The organism is Corynebacterium sp. PCR 32, assembly GCF_037464985.1.
GTDB classification, from domain to species: domain Bacteria; phylum Actinomycetota; class Actinomycetes; order Mycobacteriales; family Mycobacteriaceae; genus Corynebacterium; species Corynebacterium kroppenstedtii_D.
In genome coordinates, this window is record NZ_JBAHVL010000001.1 from 215,714 (window position 1) to 236,939 (window position 21,226).

Sequence of the window (21,226 nt, forward strand, 5' to 3'; positions counted from 1 at the left end):
CGACTACAGTGTGGGTTTTGTGAGCGACAAACAGGCAGTGTCACCAGAACATCATGGGGTCGTGAGTGATCGACGTCCGCTAGCCATTGTGACTGTGACGTATTCACCGGGTGAACATCTTCGTCATTTTCTTGACTCCATTCCCGACGCTGTGACGGGGGAATCTGTTGTTGTCATGGCGGATAATGGCTCAACCGATGGTGCGCCTGAGGCGGCGGTGAAACCAGGTGTGGAGCTGTTACCTACGGGTGGCAATGTTGGTTATGGTACGGCGGTGAATACCGCGGTCCGCGTTTTGGCACGCCGTCGTGGCGAGGTGAATGCTGTTAACGATGAGTTTTTTCTGATTTCGAATCCAGATGTGGTGTTGTCACCGGGTTCGATTGATCGGATGATTGAGGCTGCGCGTCGACATCCTCGCGCTGGTGTGGTGGGGCCGAAGATTCTGGAACCCGATGGTGGTGTGTATCCCTCTGCGCGGGAGGTGCCGGAGGTTATTAGTGGTATTGGGCATGCTTTGCTGGGGCCGGTGTGGAAGGATAATCCCTGGTCAAAGAAATACCGGCGGGGTGCGGATCTGAATCGTGAACGGGAAGCGGGCTGGGTCTCTGGGTCGTGTTTGTTAGTGCGTTGGGCCGCGTTTGAAGCGATTGGTGGCTTCGATGAGCGGTACTTCATGTATATGGAGGATGTTGATCTGGGGGATCGTATGGCGCGTGCGGGGTGGCAGAATATTTTCACGCCTGAGGCGACGGTGACCCATGCGCAAGGTCATGCGGCGAATAAGCATAAGTCCACTATGCTTCCGGCTCATCATGAGAGTGCATATCGTTTCCAGGCAGATCGGCATCCTGGGTGGCGGTGGCTGCCACTACGGGTGGCTCTGTGGAGTGGGTTGAAGGTGCGAACGGTTATTTCTGTTTTTCTTGCGAAAGGGAAGAGGGGATAGCGTTGGCGCGTGTTGCGTCTCCGTGCCGATCAGGGGTGGGGTCCTAGGCGCGGGAGAACGGTTTTTTCTGTGGACAATGGTAATTTATTCGCGAATCATTGTACGCACGCGCGTCGGGCACTTTTCGCGCGTCCATTGACATCGGTCACAAAGGCTGTTTACGCGGTTTTTGTGTCACGCACGTGTAGAAAGGCATAAACATAATGGTCGTTGATTTCGGCGGTGCTCATGGATGGGCGCAGGATTCTGCAGATCAACAGCAACAGTTAGAAGTTGGTGCACATCTGGCGGAGAGCACGGATGCTGTGATTCTTGTTGGTGGTAAAGGCACTCGTTTGCGTCCGCTGACCAATTCTGTGCCCAAGCCGATGTTGCCGACGGCCGGGGTGCCTTTTCTTCAGCATTTGTTGGGTCGTATTAAAGCGGCTGGGATGACTCACGTTGTTTTGGGGACGTCTTTTAAGGCTGAAGTGTTCCAGGAGCATTTTGGCGATGGGGCCGATCTTGGCCTTGAGATTGAGTATGTTGTTGAGGATGAAGCGTTGGGTACCGGTGGTGGTATTCGTAACGTGTTGCCGTCGCTTCGTCACGATAATGTGCTGGTTTTTAATGGAGACGTTCTGGGGGGGACTGATCTTCGTGCTGTTCTGGGGACTCATGCGACTAAGGATGCTGATCTTACGATGCATTTGGTTCGGGTTCCGGATCCGCGTGCGTTTGGATGTGTTCCGACTAATCAGGATGGTCGGGTGACGGCGTTTCTGGAGAAGACGATGGATCCGCCGACAGATCAGATCAATGCTGGGTGTTACGTCTTTAAGCGTGAGATTATTGAGCGCATTCCGGAAAAACGTGTGGTGTCTGTTGAGCGTGAGGTTTTTCCGAAGCTTCTTGATGAAGGCTTAAATGTGTTCGGGCACGTTGATCAGGCTTATTGGCGTGATATGGGGACGCCGGCTGATTTTGTTCGTGGTAGTTCTGACTTGGTGCGTGGTATTGCGCATTCTCCGATTGTTGAGGGGAAGACTGGCGAAGCGCTGGTTGATTCGTCGGCGCATATTGGTGGTGGTGTGCTGTTGCTCGGTGGCACGTATGTGGGGCGCGGCTGTGAAGTTGCCGGGGGTTCGCGCTTGGATACGACTGTTCTTTTTGATGGTGTTGAAGTTGAGGCTGGCGCCACGTTGGAGCGGTGCATTGTTGCTGCTGGTGCCCGTATTGGTGCCCGTGCTGTGCTGCGGGACGCGGTCATTGGTGAGGGGGCGGTTATTGGTGCCCGGTGTGAGTTAGTTGATGGTGCTCGTGTGTGGCCGGGGGTGAATGTTCCGGATGGTGGCATTCGGTTTTCTACGGATGTGTAGGGGGGAGAGTCGTTGGGGTTGTGTGGGAGTGGTGTGAAAAATTGATAAGGAATTGTGTATTAATCCTTATGTCAATTGGTCAAAACCTGTGATCACACAACATGTTGTGTTTAAAGTGTGTTTCGTGTCGGCATGTCGTACGTCTATACGAATCTAGGTAGTATTTCGATGTAACTAGTGTTACTCATGATGCTAGAGGTGCTGATGTTGCGTATTCGCGCAGGTGAAGAGCTTGACGTAGCTGAATTACACGTGTGTAATCGTTGACAAGAAAGACTTTCCCCCCGACACGGAAATGTGCTTGGTTTGTCCTTTTTGGAGTGGTAACGCCGAATTTCCTTTGGGAGTAAGGTGTTTCCATTGGGACGACGGCACATGTTGGGTGGTAAGTCGACGAGTGACCTGCTGATATGCACTACATGACCCCACAAGATGTAGTGCGCACATATGAGCACGTGACCCGTACTAATAACCCTTGATGTGACCATTACGACGTGTTCCTGCAGCCATTCGCCCCCGGCTCGAACGCATCGTCCGACTCAAAGGAGAGGCATGGCTGACTCATCCGCGCACTTCCCTCGCCCCACCCTCCATGCGCTCATGGGGGAGGAGGTTACGCAGTCGGACCCCCTTGATGATGCCTCCTATTCATCTGATCTCGCCGAGGACTTTGATATCCTTTTTGATTCTGTGGAGCAGGAGTGGCAAGAACAGGCTCTCTGTGCAGAAGCTGATCCGGAGGTGTTTTTTCCTGAAAAAGGTGGCTCAACCCGTGAGGCTAAACGGATATGTAAAGCCTGTGCGGTGCGCGACGAATGCTTGGAATACGCCCTTGAACATGATGAGCGGTTTGGTATTTGGGGTGGATTGTCCGAGCGTGAGCGACGTCGTGTGAAACGGCAGATCGTCTAGATTTCTCGATCTCGTCTACTGCGGTTGGGAACGACACGAATTCACTCAACCTCAGGATCAATTGTTCGGGTCTCTACATTCAGGTAGGTGGCTACCAATTTGACAATAATGTAGTGCAAGAGGTCAGATCGCTCCGCGACATTGTGCGTTCGCATTTCAATGGGCCGTCGAAAAACCACGATTCGTGGTCTTGTGGGACGGCCGTCATCATCGACACCGGCTGGAATGAGGCGTCCCAGAGGGACAGCCCCGTCGGCGACAACCTCATCGGGCCATTCGGAGGTGATATGGCGAGAGCGCATGCGGGGTACGGTATCCAGTGCGATATCGAGATGGTCAAGTTCATCTGACCATTGTTCGTGAATCGGGGCATAGGCATCGAGGACAGCTTGGTCGAATTCTGCCGGGCGGCTTGTCCAGCGAGGGACTTCAGGCGGCAAAATTGGCCCACGTATACCACGTCCGCGGCGTTCGGCTCGGCGGGAATATTCCATGGCCTCAACTCTAATGGGCGGTGGGGATAGGCTAAATCATCCACGCCGTCGGCCATCTGGGGCTCGGGTCGCTAGACTTAGTCGTCGTGAATGATAAGCGCGTGGATAAGAAGCGACTGTGCTGCCGGCCGGGTTGTGGTCACCCCGCGGTCGCAACCTTGGTGTATTCGCACGCGGAGGAAACAATCATCGTTGGCCCCCTCGCTACTGATGGTAACCCTCACAGTTGGGACTTGTGTACCCGCCATTCTGAGCGGTTCCGTCCACCTGAGGGGTGGACTGTTATTCGGGATGAGCCTAATGGTGGCGTGACAGCCCTCCTGGAGACGGTCAATGATTCCTCCTTCACTGAGGGTGCCCCTGGCGATGAGCACAGTAGTAGTTCACTCACTGGCAATGAGGGTGAGGATGATGATCATCACTCTGTGTCACGGTTGAGGCCCAGCGAGGGACGCCGTACGACTACTGAGGTCTCGGCAGCGGTTGCTGATATTCAAGAGACAATGACGCGTTTGCGGGGCGCGAGGCAGTCACGATATCGATACAGCAGTACTGAGGACTGGGGTGCATACCGTGATGTCGGTGAGAATCACAGTTCTGCTCACCCCCCTATGACGGGGGATAGCTTGCCTTCTCAGGATGCTGAGGATGAGGACGAATGGGAATGTGAATCCCCCCTGATTCAAGCAGCGAAAGAGCGTGAACGTCGTCGGCGCCTGTGGAGAGGGCGAGGCGAAGAACCTACAGTAGGGAGCTCGCCAGGAAAGATGAGTGCGTCAACGGGGCGACCAGGCCGTCATCGGCGTACGGATAGTCACCTCACCTCCAAGGGCGCGCCTGGCAACCGTCCAGGTCCTCCCGAGGTGACTGCACCGCCTGGGGAACATGGCCGTGGGGAACCTGAATCAATGCAGTCATCCGACCGAGATACGTCGGAGAAACGTGAGGTGAGGCATCCATCGCTCCACAATATTCCAGGCCGGAAACGTGGTCATCTTCATGCTGTTCCGGATCCGGATCAGGACATCGATACATAAAACTCGTGGCGTCGTGCCGTGTAAGATGACGGCGGACATAATTTAAACGAAAGGACCCTCGTGCCCGCACGTGATCGCTCATTTGTTGACTCCGTTATTAAGGCTTATGACGTTCGAGGTGTCGTCGGAGACGATATCGACGACGCTTTCGTGAAAGATGTCGGCGCAGCTTTCGCACGGTTGCTCCGGGCAGAAGGTGAAACTGCCGTGGCTGTGGGCCACGATATGCGGGAGAGCTCGCCTGCACTGTCCGATGCGTTTGCTGAAGGAGTAGTAGAGCAAGGGTTAGACGTCGTGAAGGTTCATCTGTGTTCGACGGATGAGTTATATTACGCCTCGGGCAGCATGAATTGTGCTGGCGCCATGTTTACGGCATCGCATAATCCCTCCCAGTACAACGGCATCAAACTGTGCCGTGCGGGTGCTCGGCCTGTGGGGGAGCAGACCGGGTTGGCAGATATTAAAGACGACCTGGTTCGGGGTATCCCGGCCTACGACGGTGAGCGGGGAACGTCAACGGAAAAGGATGTTCTTCCCGGATACGCGGAGTTTCTCAACAGCCTGGTTGACCTCTCGTCATCTCGGCCGCTCGTCGTTGCCGTCGATGCGGGTAACGGCATGGGCGGGTTCACTGTTCCTGCTGTTTTCGGTGGTCTTCCCCTGGACATTCGCCCGTTGTATTTCGAGCTTGATGGCACGTTCCCGAACCATGAGGCTAATCCGTTGGAGCCGAAGAATCTCGTTGATCTCCAAAAATACGTTGTTGATCAGAAAGCGGATATTGGCTTGGCGTTCGACGGTGACGCCGACCGTTGCTTCGTCGTCGATGACAAGGGGCAGCCGGTAACGCCGTCAGCGATCTGTGCGCTCATTGCGGAGCGGTACTTGGATCAACAGCCCGGCTCGACGATTATCCACAACTTGATAACCTCGCATACTGTCCCGGAACTCATCGCAGAGAAGGGCGGAAAAGCGGTCCGTACTCGTGTCGGGCACTCTTTCATCAAGGCCACGATGGCGGACAAAGGGGCAATTTTCGGTGGTGAGCACTCTGCTCATTACTACTTCACGGAGTTTTTCAATGCCGATTCCGGGATGCTCGCTGCACTCCACGTTCTCGCCGCGTTGGGCGCTCAGGATTCGCCACTGTCGGAACTCATGGGTCAGTATTCGCGGTACGAAGCCTCCGGTGAGATCAACTCCCGTCTGGAATCAGCTGAGGCTCAAAAGGAGCGTGTCGAGGCTGTGCGGGCAGCGTACGCTGATCGTGCTGAAAGCATGGATGACCTTGATGGTCTCACTGTGGAGCTCGGCGGTGGCGAATGGTTTAATGTGCGCGCGTCGAACACGGAGCCTCTGCTGAGGCTGAACGCCGAAGCGATAACACGTGAGGCAGTAGATTCGCTGACAGCGGATGTTCTCGCGGTGATTCGCGCCTAGGCTAGGGTTCGTGTATCCCCGTGAAACGCTCCTCGCTGTTGCTCAGGAGGGTGCTCGCATTCGTGCGGTCGCCCGGGTCATATCTGACGTCATGTCGGTGGGTCATGGTCCCACAGACGCGGACATAGTTGGCAGTGACGATGTTTCTCAGGCGCTCCGCCTCGTTGCGAACAGTATTCCCGACGCCCCACGAAGCATCGTGATTGTGGCATGCTCGGAGACTGCCCGACATGCCGCTCGGGCGGTCGTGTCGTTGATTCCTGCCCCGTCAGTCCCCATTGTGGTGACAGAACAACTGCCGCGGTACGTCGGGGCAACGGATTGTGTGGTTGTCCTGACACCGGATCCAGCGGATAGGGCGGCGGAGGAGGCATTAGTGCGGTGTCGTCGCGTCAGGGCGATGGCTGCTGTTGCCGCCCCTCTATCGGGACCAGTAGCTGACGCCGCCAGGGATTATGCTCTCGTGTCACCCGATCTTCCCGGTGGGGGTGAGGAATCGTGGGGCCGTTATGTGGCCACCGTCGCCGGTGCGTGTGGCCTCGTGGGAGAAATCGTCGTTCAGGGCGTGTTGGAGTACGCTGCGGATGCTGTTGATCGTGACATGGAAGGTAATGCGCCAGGCCGGGACGAGACAGTCAATCCGGCACGTCAACTCGGCATGCGTATGAAGGATCATCGCGTGGTCATTGCGGGTGACGGGGCAACGAGACATGTCGCCTCCTTTGCCGCGACGTGCCTGTTGCGCCACGGTATTGCTGCTGCCACTGCCGAGACCACTGAACTCGCTCGGAGCTATTCCGCTGTGCAACGAGGTACGTCGGTTGATGTTGAATCTGCGTCGGCGAGAGAATGCCGGGCAGGGGGTGCCGATGCGTCAATTTTTTACGATCCCTTTTTAGATGCTCCGGCCGCGCAACCGGTGGCTGCGGTGGTTGTCCCTGGTGTTGACGATAGTGGCGTGTCGAATGGTGACAGTAGTCGGGGGATGGGGATCGGTGATGGTCTTGTGACGGCGTATCCGTCGACGGAGAAGCTCGGTACACTCAATAGGTATTTTGATGCTCAGTCGGTCACGGTGGTGGATCTCACGTCATCAGACCTTCACTCTGTTGTTGCCTATATTTGCGTGTTGGGTGCGCGTCTTGCTGCGGCTGCTGCATATGTGACCGTGCAGGATGACTAGAGACCTGGCGATGGCAAGGGCAGGGTGAAAGGGTGGCTGGTGTAACCAGTAGGCCGTGCCGCAGGATAAGGATTTGTAACGGAGGATCATATGGTTCACCCGCTCACAGGAGCAATTCGTACGTATCCGTGGGGGTCGCGTACGGCAATCGCGGACATGGCGGGCCGGCCGACGCCGTCGCCACATCCGGAGGCGGAGATGTGGTTTGGTGCGCATCCGGGTGCGCCGGCAATGGTTGATGGTGAACCGTTAGATGTTCTCATTGCGTCGGATTCGGTCAGTGCGTTGGGGGCAGGGCTGTCTCGAAAGTACGATGGCCGGCTCCCCTTCTTGATGAAGCTCCTTGCCGCAGACAAGCCATTGAGTCTGCAGGCTCATCCGACAAAAGAGCAGGCGGAGGAGGGGTTTGTTCGTGAGGACACTCTTGGAATCGCGAGGGATGCCTTGGATCGAAATTATCGCGATGACAATCACAAACCGGAGTTGATTGTTGGGTTGACTCAGTTCGATGCGATGTGTGGGTTCCGCCCCATCGAGAAAACAGTGGAATTGTTCGATGCCTTATCGGTCCCGGAGCTTGAGCGATATCGCATGTTGATTTCTGGGATTCTTCCCTCCGACGGGTTGCGCAGTTTGGTGACAACATGGATTACCCTTCCCTCCGATCAACGCAAAGCATTGATTGCTGCGGTGGTGAAGGGAGCTCGGGCATATCGTGCGAGTGGTCAGTCTGAGTTCGAGATTGTTGCTGATCATTTGATTGAGTTGGCGGACCGGTATCCTTCGGATCCTGGTGTGCTGTGTGCACTGTTGTTAAACCACATTCGACTTGAGCCGGGTGAGGGTATATATCTCGATGCCGGCCAACTACATGCCTATGTTCATGGTTTTGGTGTGGAGATCATGGCGAATTCGGACAATGTGTTGCGTGGTGGGCTGACGTCGAAGCATATTGATGTGCCTGAGTTGGTGCGTGTGTTGTCGTTTGATCCCCTTGAGGATCCCGTGATGTCGCCGACTCCTCTTACGTACTCGGGTGATGGGAAGGGTGATTCACAGCCAGGTGTGCGGGGAGTTTATTATCCGACGCCTGCGCCGGAGTTCCTGTTGCAGCGCTGGGAGTTGGAACCAGGACAGTCGGTAGCGGTGTCGAGTGTTGCCGCGGGCGGTCAGTTGTTGGCAGAGACGCTGGAGGGGCCGGCGATTGTTCTGTGCACACGTGGCGCTGTGCAGGTGTCGCAACCTGATGCGAATGATGAGCCAGTGGTGGGAGGTGCACAGCGTGTGACTGTTGATGACTGTGGACCGGTGGATATTACGCCTAGTCAATCAGTGTGGGTACCTGATGACGCTGAGCGGGCGGTGGCGACGAACCGGGGTGATGTAGCCGCTGAGATTTTCGTGGCGACCGTGGGGGCATAGTATTTTTCGCTATCGGCCTGTGACATCGCGGTGAGTCGGCCGCCGGGGGTATGCCGGGCGCGCGTGGTATGGCGGCTCAGTAGTGCGAGGTCATTGCGGTGTTTAACGGCGTGAAGGGGCGCTGCTGTGGCTGGTCGTGGTTGCGCGGCTGGTATCAAAATCGGTCGTCGGAGTAGCCGTGCTGGACGGAGTGTTTCCCGGTGCGGCGTTGGCTGTTGTTGGGGTGGTTGGCTTCTGATTGGTTGTGGAAGCAATCGCAGGTGATGATTCAGGTGGTGTGGGCGCCTCGGTGTGGGGTGCTCGAATACCACCGGATTTTTCGTGCGTGGCTTCGGTTGTTTTTGTGTCGATGACCCACACGCCATCTTTATTTCGGTGCATGCCCACGGCTTCGGAGAGTTTCTTAGCGTGTGCTTGATTATCAGGGTCATTGAGGATCTTCGCCGCTTGATCTATGTGTCCATTGTCGATCATGCGTTGTAGTTCTTCGGGAGTACTGGCTATCCACTGTTCCATGTCATGTGAGCCGTCGGAACGTGAGGGTGTTCCGGTGCTCGTGGATCCGGCGGCAGGGGGAACAGGTGTGGTGGTGTCTTGGTTGTGTGGGGTGCCTAAGGCGCCAAGATGTGTTTCGCCGCGTTTCGTCCCAGGGGGGAGAAGTGGGTCATCGTCGCCAGTTTGGGTGTTGTGGTTCGACGATGTGCGGTTGCCTGGATTGTGTCGAGAATCCGATGATGATGTGCCGTGTGGGCTCCACCCGTGGGTTCTATCGTTGTCGCGGTTATTGCTACTTCCGGAAGAGTTTTGCGGTGAATTCGGGTCCTGGCTGGTGGTGGTTGCGTTATTGTGGCGTGAATTGGGTGAATCAGTAGTGTCCGTGGAGGGGGACGTGCCGCGCCCACGGGTGGCGTTATCGTCTGATGTCATCGATTCTGTATCAACGGCAGATGTTGACGGCGTGGTGATGGGTGAGGCAGGCTCGGGTGCAGACGATTTCCATACCCCCACCCCGATGGTGCACGCAACAACCAATCCAACTCCGACGAAGGTGTATATCGGCAAGCGTCCGTGGGAGGGGGGCGTGCTTTCATAGACAATCCGGTCTGATGGGGTGTGTGACCATGTGCACGACGATGTGGATGATGACAGGGCGGATGAAGATGCGGGGGTGGGTGAGGACGGGGAAACTGGGGCGGCTTCACTGTGTGGTGAGTCGCCTGTGTTCTCCGATTTGGGGGTGATCCCCGTAGGTGGATTGTTTGTTGTCAATCCGTGACCTTCCCTGCGTGATGGCTGCTGTTACCCCTTGTCAGTGCGGGGTTGTGCCGTCATGTCAACTACTACGTGCATCATTTACAGTGAAAAAGGATAACAAAAGAGTTACAAATTGGCTACGGAGGGTATTTTTTGCCTGATGTGCTGCGGTATGGCTGGGTGATGCTTTTCTGTGGGGGTGGTGGAATATCCAGTGATAGCCTGGATGGGGACGTCAATGGAACGTGATAGTGGCGGCAGTACCTCAATGAAAAAGTGATGAAAATCACTGTCTCCACGCGTGCGACGACACCAATTATAGGCGCCCACCAGTGTAAGGAGTGAACATTATGCCAAAGAACGTGGAAAGCTTTGAACTAGACCACACCAAGGTAGCTGCACCGTATATCCGGCGAGCATCTGACTACGACATCGCCGACGGCCACACCATCGTCAAATATGACCTTCGCTTCCGCCAGCCCAATAAATCCCATATCGAAATGCCGACGATCCATGCCATCGAGCACAGCATGGCGGAAGCTCTCCGTGATCACTTGACAGGCATCGTTGACTTCGGCCCCATGGGATGCCAGACCGGCTTCTATCTGACCGTAGACACCACCGCTGCTGGCCCCACCTGGGATGACGTTGCAGCTGCCGTCAAGAAGGCAATCGCAGATATTGAGACGTGGGACTCAGTACCGGGCGCAGGAATCAAGTCCTGTGGTTGGGCCGAACATCACGATCTTCACGGCGCCAAGAAAGAGCTTGCAGCGTTCACAGCTCGTAGCGATGAATGGAAACAGGTTTTCGCGTGAATGACCACGATGAACAGGGCCATGATCGCCCCGGCGAAGGCGAGTGGTGTCGCACACCACACGATGGTATGCCCTCGGCTCCCTGCGATGATTCCCGCCACGAGCACACACATAGGGCTTTCGACTCGTCAACAGCTCTCCTGGTCGCGGCAATGCCAGAAGAATTTGACCCCCTGAAGGCACGACTTGATGCTGTGCAAAGCATCACCCTTCCCGGAATTCATGATGCTGTCCTGGGCAGATATGATCACGCCCCTATTCTGTTGATCCTCAGCGGAATCGGTCTGGTCAACGCAGCCCACGCAGCGACTGTCGGTATGTGCCTAGGGCCATCAGTTGCTGTCGATGCTGGAATAGGGATCGAAGAGTCCGCAGGCAACAGTGACGGCGGCACCATCGGCTGCGTGATGTCCGTGGGGACAGCCGGCGTTGCCCCTGGCTACGCATCAATTGGTGATGTCGTTGTCAGTAGCACCGTGATCCCCGGGGACTTTGACCTGACCGCGTTCGGATATGACCGGGGACAAGTGCCGGGACTCACGGCACCGTATCCAGGCGATCCTGACCTTGTGGCCGCAGCCGACGCCATCGGTATCACCGCCCTGGACTTCGTCAGCGTGGATCGCTTCATCGGAGTTCCGGAGGCTGCGGCACTCCGCGACTCATTTCCGACTGCGGCTGTGGTCGACATGGAATCGTCGGCTCTCGCCCAGACGGCAGTTCTCCATAGGACACCGTTCATCTCAGTACGATCGATCACCGACGTTATTGGCGAATCGGAGACCAGTGTTCATCTCGATGAAGTCCACCATTCGTCACAGCAGGCAGCCGAGGCTGCGCTCACCATTCTCACTCAAGGTAGGTCACGCCTGGGTGCCAGGTAACGCAAGCAACTGCCACCCCAGACAGCTCACACGGTAGGCTCGACACATGCTTGTAGCGTGTGAAGGTATCGACGGCGCTGGTAAGAACACGTTGGTGACAGCTGTCGAAAAAGAGTTGTTGGCTCGTGATCGCCCAGTCGCCCGAGTAGCTTTTCCCCGATACGATGACTCCGCCCATGCACAGTTGGCGCGGTGCGCACTGTATGGTGAGATGGGCGATCTCATGGAATCAGCCTACGGTATGGCTACGTTGTTCGCACTTGATCGCGCAGAGATCGCTGAGGACCTCGCCGAGTTATCCGCAGACGGCTACATTGTCCTCATAGATCGTTTTGTTGCGTCGAACGCTGCCTATACCGCAGCGCGACAAGGCTGGGACGGATCCACACCATCGGATGCAGATCCCGTCGTCACCTGGGTGGCTGAACTTGAGTTTGACCGCCTAGGAATTCCCATTCCTGACCTCCATATTTTCTTATCGACGCCACCCCAGATTGCAGCGAAGCGCGCGAGAGACCGAGAAGATGCTGATGCGACCCGCGCTCGTGATGCTTATGAGCGGGATAGTGCTCTTCAACAGCGCACGGCAGCAGCATATGAAGCATTAGCGCGTGACCAGTGGCAGTCGCCATGGATCGTTGTTGCCCCAGACGACCCTGACCAGCAGTTGATCAGAGTCGTCGACGCCATTATGAACCACACGTAACGGCCACCACCGTTGCTGGTGGCCGTGAACACCCCCACACCACTGTGTGAACATTCTCAATGAGCAGACATCACAGTGGCAAGAGCATCAACCAACAGATCGAGATGTTCGCGAGTGTGGGTTGCCATTGTTGTTACCCGGAGGATGGCTTCCCCACGCCGCACTGTGGGGTATCGGATAGCGGGAACATGGATGCCGCGCTCAGATAAGCCCTGCGAAACGCGAACAGCATCAGTTTCATCACCAATCATGATCGGAATAATCGGGGTCCTATCGTCGTTTCCCTCACACAACGGAATATCGAGTGAACGTAAGCGGTCACGTACGTATTGGGAATGTCCTTGAAGTGTGGCCACACGCTCAGGTTCCCGAGCAATGACGTCGATGGCAGCCTGTGTGGCGGCGACAGACGCCGGCGCCGACGATGTCGAGAACATATAGCCTCGTGCACGGTGCCGCAAAAACTCCGCAACCGGAGCCGCGCAACACACCGCAGCCCCCTCTGATCCCAAGGCCTTCGACGAGGTGACCACCAACAAATCTGGACGGTAATCATGAGCCATGGGACCCGCAGAACGACGAGAATCCTCGACATGTTCGACGATCCCGCGACCTGTTCGCCCGAGTGTGCCTATCCCGTGAGCATCGTCGATGAGAACCCATGCCCCATGCGTCCGTGCGATCTGCATAATGTCGGGAAGGGGAGCGACATCGCCATGCATGGAAAACACACCATCCGAGACAATGAGTGTTCTCGGACTCGAACACTGCGCAAGAGCATGGTCTAAGTACTCCATGTCGGTGTGAGGGTAGACGTGAACCTGCGCACCTCCACGGGTAGCCAGCCGGATACCGTCGATCACACTTGCATGGTTACGTGCATCGGAGAAAATCGTCATCCCAGGTGTACCAGCCGGAGCTGAGCCCGGCACCTCTGGAATATCAGCCGCGAGAGCTGCTAGTGTTGTCGTATTCGCCTGGTATCCGGTACCAAAGAGAACAGCATCCTCATACCCCGTGAAGGATGCTAGGGCGCGTTCCGTAGCGGAATGAATGCTGAAATTACCCGTCGTGAGGCGACTTCCCCCTGTCCCCGCACCATACTGATGGAGCGCACGGGTGGCGGCGGCAACCACCGCAGGATGCTCGCTAAGACCTAAATAGTTGCTGGAAGAAAACAGCAATGTCTCGGATCCAGACACCAGTGAATGCGGGGACGGAGGAGACGAAAAGGTCAGTGGATACCGGCGAAGACCTGTTGCTTCCCATGATGCGAGGGACCGTGTCGCGAATGTTGTAATCGGGACGGTATGAGGTCGTATATTCGGCGATACAGCGTGGGGTGGCGCCTTGTGCTCATGGGATGTGCGGTCCACTGTGTCAGTCATGATCGGGGATGATGATGAGGCTTGATCCTCGGGTGGCCACGGGATTCCCTGCACAATGACTGGGGTGTTTTCGAGGTAGTCGATGCAATTAGCAATTTCATCATCGGTACCACGGACAAGAAAAACTCGCCCTCCTTGAGGGCTGCCAGCGGGTTTGATGTTGTCAATGCGTATATAGCCCTCAGGAGTGCTGATGTACCCGGTGGTGTAGTCAGGATCATCGGAGATGCACACCTCCGCGCACACAGCAGGGTGCGACTGGACTTTCGAGGCGAGCGTGAGGGCTTCACTGTAATACGACTTTGTCAGTTCCGAGTTCGATATCCCCAGTGTTGCGGGAGCACATGTGGGCATATCATTATCCACGGCTGTCACGCGGACACCACGACAACCGTTGGTGTCTCGTCGCTCGCCGGTATCCGCGTCGAGAAGGATTGCGCCCCGCATTCCGCGGATGTGTGTCAATGTTTTGAGAGCCTGGTCAGCCACTGGAACGCCTATTGTATGGAGAATAGTCGTGATGGTGTGGTGGGCTTCTGACACCGTTCGGGTGTGACGTGTTTCGCGGGGCAGTGCCGGAATGTATCGAATGGAGTTGTCCTTGACGCGGTGGATACTGATGACAATATCGTCGGGTTGGCCCTTCGGGTGAGTCCATGCCCGATGTTCCATCTCGGTTACAGTACGTGTGAGATCGTCAGCGGTGACGATTCGTTCAGCACCGGATACATGCAGATCACGATGATCTTTCAGGGGAATATCACCGTCAACCTGTGGTGCGGGCACTCGTACGCTGGCCCGCATTTTGATGCTCAACCGCACCATGTACTCCTTATCATCGGAACTATCGAACGTGGGTGTCACAACTAATCGTAAGTTGCTGGGTGTGTGTTCTCTCCATGTGTCAGAATGTAGAACTATGAAGACAAAAATCCTCGTTGTCGATGATGACCCAGCCATTGCGGAAATGCTTATGATCGTCCTTCAGGGCGAAGGGTTTGACACTGTCGTCGTGGGGGACGGTGCAGAAGCTGTTACTGCGGCGTCCAACGAGGAACCGGATTTAGTTCTGCTCGACGTGATGCTGCCCAGTATGAATGGTGTCGATGTGTGTCGGGCAATCCGGAAGACGTCAGCTGTTCCGATCGTCATGTTGACTGCTCGAACGGATACTGTTGATGTTGTCCTTGGGTTGGAGTCCGGTGCAGATGACTACATCAACAAACCGTTTAAACCAAAAGAATTAGTTGCCCGTGTCCGTGCGCAGCTGCGGCGCCGTGACCAACCAACAGGTGACACTATGCATGTGGGTGATTTGGTTATTGATGTCCCGGGCCACACAGTGAAGCGCGACGGTGAGGAAATCCCGCTGACTCCCATCGAGTTTGGTCTTCTCACCCAGCTTGCTAGCCGTCCAAAGCAGGTTCTCACGCGGGAGGAATTGCTGCGGGAGGTGTGGGGCTACAAGCAGCCGACTGACACCCGAGTGTTGAATGTTCATATTAACCGCTTGCGTATCAAGGTCGAGAAGGATCACAAGAACCCGACGTTGATTCAGGCTGTTCGAGGAGTGGGTTACAAGATCGGTGAGTAGCGGTAACCCACAGTCCCGCCCAGGACGTTTACGACATCCCCTCTTTGATCCGAAAAATCAAGAGGGACTGACTGCCCTGGTGTTGTCCACGCCGGGGGATCATGACAGTGATGGGCATAGCCGCTGGCCATTGAGTATTCGACGTCTGTGGCGTCGAATGATTGATAAGTGGCAAACGTCCGCACAGGTGAAGACTGTGGGGTGGATGTTTATAGCGTCAACAATTGTTCTCCTTGTCCTTGGATTTGCCCTCGTGTCGTTTATGACAACTCGTTTGACCCAGTCGAAGGTGGAGTCGGCTGAAGACGGGATCGATCGTGTACGGCACGTGGTTGAGCAGCAAGTTGATGCCTCAGATACGTCCAACTCAGTACAGGTACGAATTAATGCGGCGCGAACAGCTCTGACGGAACGGGGCGGGGGATCTGAGGCACCAGAGTCGTCAGCGGCTCCGGTGAACTCAGCTTATGAGCCGGTGCTGATTGCCCCGAATATTAATGGTGATGATGTGGTCTCTCCTGATCACGCCCAGGTTCCACAGCACCTTAGGAATTTTATTCACGATAACCAGGTTGCGTACCAGTTTGATACGTTGCGGCGCCCTGACGGCACTCGGTACAAAGCCTTAATCATTGGTTCACCTGTGGCCTCGGATGTTCAGGGGTTGGAACTGTATCTGATTTTTCCCATGGATAGTGATGAGTCCACGTTGGCGCTGATGCGCGGCTTGATCACCAGTGGTGGAATTATTCTGTTGGTGGTGCTCGTGGGTATTGCATGGGCATTCGCTCAGCAGGTCACGTTGCCTGTGCGTACGGCGAGTCGTACAGCGGAACGTTTTTCTCAGGGACATTTGGGTGAACGCATGGCTGTAAATGGTCGTGATGAGATGGCGCGTTTGGCAACAAGTTTTAACTCAATGGCGAATTCGTTATCGAAACAAATTAAGCAGTTGGAGGAATATGGTGACCTCCAAAAACAGTTCACATCGGATGTTTCCCATGAATTACGATCGCCTCTGACCACTGTCAGGATGGCTGCGGACATGATTGAAGATAACTCCGCCAACCTTGATCCCGCGATGCAGCGCGCATCCTCGTTAATGAATAAGGAGTTGGGGCGTTTCGAGGGGCTACTCAGTGACCTTCTGGACATTTCCCGACACGATTCCGGTGTCGAGGAACTCTCGCTTGAACACGTCGATCTGCTCGGTGCTTTATACGATGCGTGGCTACTCAACGTTCAATTAGCCAACAAGCTCAACGTCGTTGTTCGTTTCCACGTTCCGCCTGAACCACTTTTCATGCCTATCGATACGCGTCGGGTGCAGCGTATTTTCCGGAACCTTATTGAGAATGCGCTGGATCACGCTGAAGGAAAGCCGATCGATATTGCAGTACGACGTAATGAGCGGGCGGTGTCGATCATCGTGTTAGATCATGGGGTTGGTCTGAAATCTGGAGAGGAAGACCTCGTCTTTAACCGATTCTGGCGCGCTGATCCCTCTCGTGTTCGTCATCGGGGTGGCACCGGACTTGGCCTCGCTATTGCCCGTGAAAACGCTGCCTTGCATGGCGGAAAACTAGACGCTACCGGAAAGGTCAAAGTGGGTTCATGTTTCCGGTTGACACTGCCGATTGATCCTGATGTTCCTGTCACTCCGAGTGATGCTGCACTGGAACTTGCCGTTGGTGACGAGGCTGACGCGACTCTTAAGGCCTACCCCGATCTGGTCCTAAAAACCTACGGGGCAAACAGTCAGTGTGGTGGCGATCATGAAGCGAGTGCCGACGCTGACGATGAGACGGATCATGCGGACGAGAGTGAGCCTGGGGGAGGGGTGGGAGATACGAGTGTGCATCATGACTCTGCGATTGCTGCCTCGGGTGAGGATGCGGTGTCGTCAATGGCGAGAGAAGGTCACGCAGACATCTCAGCGGAGAATACCGATGATGATGACATCAGCGAAGAAGAACTCCGCGCTGCTGCTGAAATGGATGATTTTGACCCTGAACCTTCAGCTCCACCATCAGAGGCCGCGGACCCTGCGCCCGATCGTCACACCGTCACCGATACCAAGGAGGGCGAATAATGCGTAGTCAGCGGCCTGGATCACGATCTCGGTTCCTCACTGCTGTCGGCACAGCTCTCAGCGTTGCGGCGGCATCGACGTTAACGGCGTGTGCGACATTGCCGGGCCACACGGATCCGAAAGCGATCACCTCTTATGCCCCCGGCGAGACCGGGTCAAGTGTTCCCGGCCCCAAATCGGGAGCAGCTCCCGACGAAATCCTCCGCGGGTTCTTTTCCGCCTCAGCACACCCGGCCCAGCGACATCGTGCTGCTCGGGCATTTATGACCAACAAAATATCAACCTCGTGGAAAGAGGGAAAAAACGCATTTATTGTCCAGCATCTCAACATCAATTCGTCCGGCAAACCCTCAAATAATGAGGCCACCTTCGATGTTTCCGGCTCGACTGTGGGAGTCTTAGGTGACGGAGGTACCTACACACCACACAGTGGGGCATACCGGTCACAATTTAAACTGAGAAAGGTCGACGGAGAATGGCGAATCGACTCAGCTCCACCGGGAATTGCTCTTCAAAGTGTCGATTTTAATCAAGCCTATCGATCCTATTCTGTCTACTTCCTGGACCATACAGGAAAATATCTGGTAGCTGATCGGCGTTGGGTGTACTCGCAGCAAGAAACAATCGAATCAAGTCTCATGTCACTTCTGGCCAGTGGTCCGCGTCAGGAACTGGCTCCGGCCATCGGTACTGCGTTGCCCCCGGGGACATCGATCACGGCTAAGAGTAAGAAAAATGGCGGTTCAACAGTCGATATCAAAGGGCTATCGCAAGTCAGCAATGATGACCGCCAGCTCATCGCTAATCAGATAGTGTGGACCCTCACTTATGCCGATGTACGTGGACCTTTTACACTCATGGCCGACGGAGTTCCGCTCCTGGACCAGGCACATAAAACCTTGTCGGCAGCTGACGTCTCTGATGTCAACCCCGAAATGTCAGACATGAAAACACTGCATGCTGTTGCTAATGGCAGCATCATGACGATCTCGAACTCTGAAACCACTGCTGACCGTGGCCCATTCGGCCACTCCGGCACAATCCTGTCAGCCGGAATCACTCCCAGTGGTGGGTTAGCTGCTGTCATTGAACGTGATAATGCAGCAGGGCCAGCGCCGAATAATGGTGGAAGAAGCGGAGAAGAGACCTCTGGGAATACCTCAGCTGGTGGTGACACGAGGGTGTTGCGTATCGGTAGCCTCATTGGTGGTGACAGCACCACTCGCAAATCCGGTGCGGAACCCGGTATGGCGGGGCAACCAATCGTACGGGGGCATACGCTTACTCGACCATCATGGTCGGAAAACGGGACAGTCGCGTGGACTGTGGCTGATGGCAAAGAGATACACCGTGTCGAGTATCAAACTGCGGCCGAAAGTAAGTCGGGAGCAGGAAATGTCAAGAAAGAATACATTGTCGATAATTCTGCTCTTCGCGGGCAATTGCACACCGATGATGGAGATGACCATAACAATGATCACAAGATCAGCGAATTCCGCGTTGCCAATGATGGCGTTCGCGCCGCGATGATCATTGGTGGTCACGTGTACACCGCTGTTATCGCACCAGGGGAGGGTGGGAAGCTTCGGATCATGAGTCCTCGTGAAGTGGGCGAAGCCTTCTTGGGGAACACTGCGACGAGTCTAGATTGGCAACCTGATGGATCGTTACTCATCGGGACGCAGTCTCAAGATGCTCCGGTGTGGACAGTGCAACCCGATGGTTCTGATGCCATGCGGTTGACCTCAAACAATGTGAAGGCTCCTGTCTCTGCAGTGGCTGCGTCTCGTGATGAGCTCTACATCACGGATTCACGGTCCGTGCTGCAGCTGGAGCGGAATAAGTCCTCTGATACAACGACACAGAACTGGCGTGAAGTTCCTGGGTTGCAAGGTATTCGAGCTCAGCCGATCGTCTCTCGTTAAATTGATGTCGGCCAGAATGGTTGTGGCCGACAGTGGCAGTTTTGTTTGGGAGCAGCGTAGGCGTCGGAACATGCTTGGGAAGTGGGGGGAATGTGACACTGTGGGGCATTGGTAGTGGTATCGCACGAGCCACCCTCGATGTGCTTCTCCCTGTCGACTGCCCCGGATGCGGCACGCCGAGAACGTCTGGTGCCCCGCCAGGGTTGTGTGTCCGGTGTGAGCGCCGGTGCCAACAAAGGACGCCGTTCTTGGTGTCACCGCAGCTTGATCCTGGTATTCCGATTATGGTGTCTGGGCCGTATGGAGGGGTTCATCGTGAGGTGGTGTTAGGGGCTAAAGAATGGTCGCGACGTGATGCATCTGCTGTCTGTGGTGCGTTGATGACGGGGGTATTTCGGTGGGCATGTATGAATGGGTATCTTCCTGATCCTCGTGTGGTGCCGTGGGTGTTGGTGCCTGCGCCCACGACGCGTCAGTCGTCGCGCCAGCGGGGAGGGGACGTGGTGACGCGGTGGTGTCGGACTACTGCGGCGTCGGTGCCTGGTGTGGTCGTCGTTGCTCCGGTGTTGCGCTCTGCGGGGGCGAAGCGGGATCAGGTGGGGTTGTCTGCTGCTGCGAGGCGGGACAATGTATCAGGGTCGGTGGAGATCAATAGGCGTGAGTGGTGTCGTTATGCAGACTGGGTCCATGATGTTGGTGATTGCCGGGTGGTGGTTGTGGATGATGTTGTGACGACAGGGTCGACGTACGCGGAGTCTGTACTTGTCCTCCGGGCGCAGGGGTGGCGTCCAGCAATGGGGGTAGCGTTGTGCCGTGCTTAGCTACTGACGTTTCCCTATGAATGTCCGTTTAATCCTCGTCAATGCCGTAATTATGGGTGCCCCCACCGTCGCGTCGGTGATAATCCGAGTATTCTCGGCAGTGTCCTTGATGGCAGCCACCGGGTTGCTACGGAACCGGCGTCATACGCAATGTCGCAGGAAAAATACCTCAATGACAGCCTCTGTGAGGTGGCTGTCATATGGACCTTGCGACGCTGGCGCCCCTAGTGTTGGAGGTAGAGATCGTGACTACACCTGTTGATAAAGATGACGCCGTCACACCACAGGCCCAGGTCCACCTCACTGGCCGTAACGTTGATATTCCTGAGCATTTTGCGGACAGGGTCAACGCTAAATTGGCCAAGATTGAGCGCCTGGATCCTACGTTGACCTCCTTTCATGTCGAGCTGCTTCATGAACCTAATCCGCGTCGTGCTGACCGTGCAGATCGTATTCAGATCACGGCGTCTGGCAAAGGTCATATTGCTCGAGCGGAAGCTAAGGAAGATAGTTTCTACGCGGCTCTTGAAACTGCGATTAGCCGCATGGAACGCAGCCTACGAAAGGTGAAGGTACGTCGGCAGATTAGCCGTTCGGGTCACCGGACTCCTCTGTCGGTTGGTGAGGCAACTGCGCAGTTGGTGCAGGATATGCAGGATGACGCGGCTGTGGAGCAGCCTGGGAAGTATGATGTTGATCCCTATGCTGCTGATGTTGAGCCGGGAAGGATTGTTCGCCGGAAAAATCATCCATCGACGCCGATCAGTGTTGATGATGCACTCAGCGAGATGGAACTGGTTGGGCATGACTTCTACCTCTTCGTTAATGAAGAAAATAACAAGCCGTCGGTTGTCTATCGTCGGCACGCATTTGATTACGGGCTCATCACCCTCGGCGCTGATGATGCGGCTGGTGAGGACCCCGCCAGTCGCACTTAGGTGCTAGGCCG

The 21,226-nt window shown here is 55.7% G+C and carries 18 protein-coding genes; 15 read left to right on the forward strand and 3 right to left on the reverse strand.

Going from position 1 to position 21,226, the window contains the following annotated elements; all coding sequences use genetic code 11:
* Window positions 1–61: 61 nt before the first annotated feature.
* The 3 genes from V5S80_RS00885 to V5S80_RS00895 all read left to right on the forward strand — a co-directional run bounded on the left by V5S80_RS00885 (window position 62) and on the right by V5S80_RS00895 (window position 3,219).
* The gene (locus tag V5S80_RS00885; RefSeq protein ID WP_395168884.1) at window positions 62–949 is read left to right on the forward strand and encodes a glycosyltransferase family 2 protein; all 888 of its coding nucleotides are present in this window, start codon (window positions 62–64) and stop codon (window positions 947–949) included.
* A 203-nt stretch (window positions 950–1,152) separates the two neighbouring features.
* Window positions 1,153–2,307, forward strand: coding sequence for a sugar phosphate nucleotidyltransferase (locus tag V5S80_RS00890; RefSeq protein WP_395168885.1), 1,155 nt, complete (start codon window positions 1,153–1,155; stop codon window positions 2,305–2,307).
* A gap of 600 nt (window positions 2,308–2,907) precedes the next feature.
* Complete coding sequence (locus V5S80_RS00895; RefSeq protein ID WP_395169393.1) at window positions 2,908–3,219, forward strand: WhiB family transcriptional regulator; 312 nt, start codon at window positions 2,908–2,910, stop codon at window positions 3,217–3,219.
* Between the two features lie 41 nt (window positions 3,220–3,260).
* On the opposite strand, the gene V5S80_RS00900 is transcribed toward V5S80_RS00895, so the two are convergent.
* On the reverse strand, window positions 3,261–3,713 hold the full coding sequence (locus V5S80_RS00900; protein WP_395168886.1) for a metallopeptidase family protein: 453 nt from the start codon (window positions 3,711–3,713) through the stop codon (window positions 3,261–3,263).
* A gap of 86 nt (window positions 3,714–3,799) precedes the next feature.
* Between V5S80_RS00900 and V5S80_RS00905 the strand changes: the two genes are divergently transcribed.
* The 4 genes from V5S80_RS00905 to manA all read left to right on the forward strand — a co-directional run bounded on the left by V5S80_RS00905 (window position 3,800) and on the right by manA (window position 8,795).
* A complete protein-coding gene (locus V5S80_RS00905) occupies window positions 3,800–4,750 on the forward strand; it encodes a DUF3499 family protein (RefSeq protein WP_395168887.1) in 951 nt (316 codons plus the stop codon).
* A 60-nt stretch (window positions 4,751–4,810) separates the two neighbouring features.
* Complete coding sequence (locus V5S80_RS00910) at window positions 4,811–6,190, forward strand: phosphomannomutase/phosphoglucomutase (RefSeq protein ID WP_395168888.1); 1,380 nt, start codon at window positions 4,811–4,813, stop codon at window positions 6,188–6,190.
* Between the two features lie 10 nt (window positions 6,191–6,200).
* Complete coding sequence (locus V5S80_RS00915) at window positions 6,201–7,373, forward strand: hypothetical protein (protein WP_395168889.1); 1,173 nt, start codon at window positions 6,201–6,203, stop codon at window positions 7,371–7,373.
* Between the two features lie 90 nt (window positions 7,374–7,463).
* Window positions 7,464–8,795, forward strand: a complete 1,332-nt coding sequence (manA, locus tag V5S80_RS00920; protein ID WP_395168890.1) for a mannose-6-phosphate isomerase, class I — start codon at window positions 7,464–7,466, stop codon at window positions 8,793–8,795.
* Between the two features lie 102 nt (window positions 8,796–8,897).
* Here the strand turns inward: manA and V5S80_RS00925 are convergent, their stop codons facing one another.
* Window positions 8,898–10,064: a hypothetical protein gene (locus tag V5S80_RS00925; protein WP_395168891.1), complete on the reverse strand. Its 1,167-nt coding sequence runs from the start codon at window positions 10,062–10,064 to the stop codon at window positions 8,898–8,900.
* 335 nt (window positions 10,065–10,399) lie between these two features.
* On the opposite strand from V5S80_RS00925, the gene V5S80_RS00930 reads away from it, so the two are divergent.
* From V5S80_RS00930 to V5S80_RS00940, 3 genes are read left to right on the forward strand one after another with little or no spacing between them, the layout of a single operon-like run.
* Entirely contained in the window at window positions 10,400–10,867 is a 468-nt protein-coding gene (locus V5S80_RS00930; RefSeq protein WP_395168892.1) for an S-ribosylhomocysteine lyase, read from the forward strand.
* Entirely contained in the window at window positions 10,864–11,751 is an 888-nt protein-coding gene (mtnN, locus tag V5S80_RS00935) for a 5'-methylthioadenosine/S-adenosylhomocysteine nucleosidase (protein ID WP_395168893.1), read from the forward strand. The genes V5S80_RS00930 and mtnN overlap by 4 nt, the downstream gene beginning before the upstream one ends.
* Before the next feature lie 46 nt (window positions 11,752–11,797).
* The gene (locus V5S80_RS00940) at window positions 11,798–12,457 is read left to right on the forward strand and encodes a dTMP kinase (protein WP_395168894.1); all 660 of its coding nucleotides are present in this window, start codon (window positions 11,798–11,800) and stop codon (window positions 12,455–12,457) included.
* Between the two features lie 56 nt (window positions 12,458–12,513).
* Here the strand turns inward: V5S80_RS00940 and V5S80_RS00945 are convergent, their stop codons facing one another.
* A complete protein-coding gene (locus V5S80_RS00945) occupies window positions 12,514–14,709 on the reverse strand; it encodes a 6-carboxyhexanoate--CoA ligase (RefSeq protein ID WP_395168895.1) in 2,196 nt (731 codons plus the stop codon).
* Window positions 14,710–14,764: 55 nt separating this feature from the next.
* Here V5S80_RS00945 and mtrA point away from each other — a divergent pair, with 55 nt between their 5' ends.
* The 5 genes from mtrA to hpf all read left to right on the forward strand — a co-directional run bounded on the left by mtrA (window position 14,765) and on the right by hpf (window position 21,215).
* The gene (gene mtrA / locus V5S80_RS00950; protein WP_395168896.1) at window positions 14,765–15,439 is read left to right on the forward strand and encodes an MtrAB system response regulator MtrA; all 675 of its coding nucleotides are present in this window, start codon (window positions 14,765–14,767) and stop codon (window positions 15,437–15,439) included.
* Window positions 15,432–17,531: an MtrAB system histidine kinase MtrB gene (gene mtrB / locus V5S80_RS00955; RefSeq protein ID WP_395168897.1), complete on the forward strand. Its 2,100-nt coding sequence runs from the start codon at window positions 15,432–15,434 to the stop codon at window positions 17,529–17,531. The genes mtrA and mtrB overlap by 8 nt, the downstream gene beginning before the upstream one ends.
* Window positions 17,531–19,456, forward strand: coding sequence for an MtrAB system accessory lipoprotein LpqB (lpqB, locus tag V5S80_RS00960; RefSeq protein WP_395168898.1), 1,926 nt, complete (start codon window positions 17,531–17,533; stop codon window positions 19,454–19,456). The genes mtrB and lpqB overlap by 1 nt, the downstream gene beginning before the upstream one ends.
* A 248-nt stretch (window positions 19,457–19,704) precedes the next feature.
* Window positions 19,705–20,277, forward strand: a complete 573-nt coding sequence (locus V5S80_RS00965) for a ComF family protein (protein WP_395168899.1) — start codon at window positions 19,705–19,707, stop codon at window positions 20,275–20,277.
* A gap of 245 nt (window positions 20,278–20,522) precedes the next feature.
* Window positions 20,523–21,215, forward strand: coding sequence for a ribosome hibernation-promoting factor, HPF/YfiA family (gene hpf / locus V5S80_RS00970; protein ID WP_395168900.1), 693 nt, complete (start codon window positions 20,523–20,525; stop codon window positions 21,213–21,215).
* Window positions 21,216–21,226 lie beyond the last annotated feature (11 nt).

Excerpts from the sequence above, each read along its gene's own strand:
- lpqB (WP_395168898.1), top strand. The coding sequence starts at position 17,531 with ATGCGTAGTCAGCGGCCTGGATCACGATCTCGGTTCCTCACTGCTGTC.
- mtrA (WP_395168896.1), top strand. The coding sequence starts at position 14,765 with ATGAAGACAAAAATCCTCGTTGTCGATGATGACCCAGCCATTGCGGAA.
- manA (WP_395168890.1), top strand. The coding sequence starts at position 7,464 with ATGGTTCACCCGCTCACAGGAGCAATTCGTACGTATCCGTGGGGGTCG.
- V5S80_RS00895 (WP_395169393.1), top strand. The coding sequence starts at position 2,908 with ATGGGGGAGGAGGTTACGCAGTCGGACCCCCTTGATGATGCCTCCTAT.
- V5S80_RS00900 (WP_395168886.1), bottom strand. The coding sequence starts at position 3,713 with ATGGAATATTCCCGCCGAGCCGAACGCCGCGGACGTGGTATACGTGGG.
- V5S80_RS00890 (WP_395168885.1), top strand. The coding sequence starts at position 1,153 with ATGGTCGTTGATTTCGGCGGTGCTCATGGATGGGCGCAGGATTCTGCA.
- V5S80_RS00940 (WP_395168894.1), top strand. The coding sequence starts at position 11,798 with ATGCTTGTAGCGTGTGAAGGTATCGACGGCGCTGGTAAGAACACGTTG.
- V5S80_RS00930 (WP_395168892.1), top strand. The coding sequence starts at position 10,400 with ATGCCAAAGAACGTGGAAAGCTTTGAACTAGACCACACCAAGGTAGCT.